Annotated in this window: 2 protein-coding genes; one reads left to right on the top strand and one right to left on the bottom strand. The window is 49.2% G+C overall.

Translation table 11 applies throughout. The features are described from left to right. Positions 1 to 407 (bottom strand): lytic murein transglycosylase (locus BOW51_RS09815; RefSeq protein WP_174564753.1); only part of this gene is annotated, 407 nt, incomplete at its 3' end. A 308-nt stretch (positions 408 to 715) separates the two neighbouring features. Between BOW51_RS09815 and mltF the strand changes: the two genes are divergently transcribed. Continuing rightward, positions 716 to 2,386: a membrane-bound lytic murein transglycosylase MltF gene (mltF, locus tag BOW51_RS09810; protein WP_078477557.1), complete on the top strand. Its 1,671-nt coding sequence runs from the start codon at positions 716 to 718 to the stop codon at positions 2,384 to 2,386. The last annotated feature ends 88 nt before the right edge of the window (positions 2,387 to 2,474 follow it).

Genomic DNA, 2,474 nt, shown 5'->3' with positions numbered 1-2,474 from the left:
CCCCAGCGTGTCTCGACGCCGATAATGCCGACGATGACATGTGCAGGTACCTGATACTCTCTCTCAACACGTCTCAGCGTGCTCTTGTGAGAGAGCCAGAATTCAGTACCACGCTGCAGGTTCTTTTCATTGATGAACTGCCTGCGGTAACGACTCCAGCTACCTCGGCCCGGTTGCCCAACATAATCGGCAGGACGATTCTTTTTCTTTTTAGAAGGTGCATAACGATCAAGCAGCCTTATCGACTTGTTCTGGCGTTCGACAGTGGAGAAGAGACCGTTGAGCCAGCGGCGATTGAAATTATGCTTTTCAACCATGGTGTTGATAAATCGATTGACGGACTTTTTACCTGCGTAGGTTCCACTGACTTTGCTGGCGGCATAATTACCGACCGGCTTTTTAGGCATATTGAATATTGAGGGAGGCTGATTACTGCTTGGCTGTTGGGTAGAATCCGTTGAATTTTGAGTCGAATTCGCTTGTTGCCCGCCGTTTTTGAAGAGAGAAGTTTGACAACCTGCTAGCACCATGGCGAGCATGAGAACCAAAATCCACTTTCTGTCGATAATAGCACCCTCCTTTAAACTCTTTGTATTTCTTCTAACTTAAGAATAGTCATAAAGTCGCAATAAATCCAGTGAAGATGGCTATCAAACATTCCCCTCTCCTCTGATATGATCAGCATGGGAAATGAAAAAACTCGAACAGATGGAATATGCGAAAAAAACTCAGTCAATTTGACAATCCAAAATGGTTGCAAACCGATGTAATGCCACACTTCATCAAGGCCCTGAAACTGGTGCATACCCTGGTTCATATCCTCTTCAAGGCGGACAAGCCGACTATCCGGCAGATACGCCTTGCCCCGCTGTTTCTGCTCGCTGCACTTTTTCCTGCCATGCTGCTTGCCTGGTTACACTGGAGCGGTTTTGCCCAACCGCTTTCATATCTTGGCGAAATAAAGGAGAGTGGCAAACTGGTGGTCGCAACACGTTATGGCCCAACCACCTATTTCAATGGCCCCGACGGTCCGGCAGGCTTCGAATATGACCTGATCATCGATTTTGCAGAATCGCTCGGCGTCGAGGCAGAATTCATCATTCCGGAAAATTTCGAAAATACGCTCACTCTGGTCAATAAAGAGGAAGCAAACCTAGTTGCCACTAGCATCCCCCACTCGCCGGATGATGCAAATATGTTTAATCTCGGACCTGATTACCTCGAGGTTTCCCGCCTGATCGTCTCCTTTGAAGACAAGAAGAAAATCAAGGAACTCAAGGAACTCACCAAGGGCGTGCTCAAGGTCACCTCTGATACCAGTCACGAGGCGCACCTGGATCAGCTCAAAAAATCAGGCGAACTGAAACTGCCGTGGAAAACTGCAGATGAACTCGACAGTGAACGCCTGCTCTACCTGGTTAACGAAGAAGTGATCGACTACACCATCGTCGACTCGAACGAGTATGCCTATTTCAATCGCTACTTCCAGAACATGAAACAGGTGTATGAACTGAACAAGCCACAACCGATCGCCTGGGCAATGAAAAAGAGCCGCGACCAGTCACTGTTGAAAGCAGTTAATAAATTCTTTAAACGCATCAAGAGTAACGGTCGCCTTGAACAGCTTGTACAGCGCTATTATCAACACATAGACAAACTCAAGGAATTCGACACCGACACCTTCTGGAAACGGGTCGAGACACGCCTACCCGATTTTTACGCAATGTTCACAGAGACAGCCGAGGAGTATGAACTCGACTGGCGCCTGCTCGCTGCCGTCGGCTACCAGGAATCACACTGGAATCCCAAGGCAGTCTCTCCGACTGGCGTAAAGGGCCTGATGATGCTGACCAATGCAACAGCGAAGCAAGTCAAGATCAGGGACAGAACAAACCCTGCGCAGAGCATCACAGGTGCAGCACGTTACATCCTCTGGCTGATGGAACAACTGCCGGAATCACTGAACGAGGAAGATAAAGTTTGGTTTACCCTCGCAGCCTACAATGTCGGTCTGGGACACCTGCTGGATGCACGCGTGCTGACCAAACGTGACAAGGCAAATCCCGATCGCTGGTTAGATGTACGCGAACGCCTGCCGCTGCTGGGACAAGCGCGCTGGTACAAGACAACTAAATACGGTTACGCACGTGGGCGTGAACCTGTCACCTATGTCGACAACATCCGAAATTTCTATGACCTGCTGGTATGGAAGAGCAACTCGACTGGCACCGAAGAAGCAGATGCGCAAGAGCAGAAGGGTGAAACTCCGGCAGCAGCTGTAGTGGAAGAAAAGAAAGCAGAGGATGCTCCTGCATCTGAAAAGAAACCAGAACCGGTATCTGAAATACAACTGCCAGCGGTACTCGTGCCTGAATTACATTTCTAATATCTCTATAGTCATACCGGCCTTGAGCCAGTATCTATGAGTGTGTGCGCAGTTCAGGATGGACCCCGGGTCAAGCCCGGGGTGACGA

This window comes from Solemya elarraichensis gill symbiont (assembly GCF_002021095.1).
Taxonomy (GTDB): domain Bacteria; phylum Pseudomonadota; class Gammaproteobacteria; order Chromatiales; family Chromatiaceae.
Note: the sequence above shows the minus strand (reverse complement) of the source record. Positions and strands in the feature narration are given on the sequence as shown.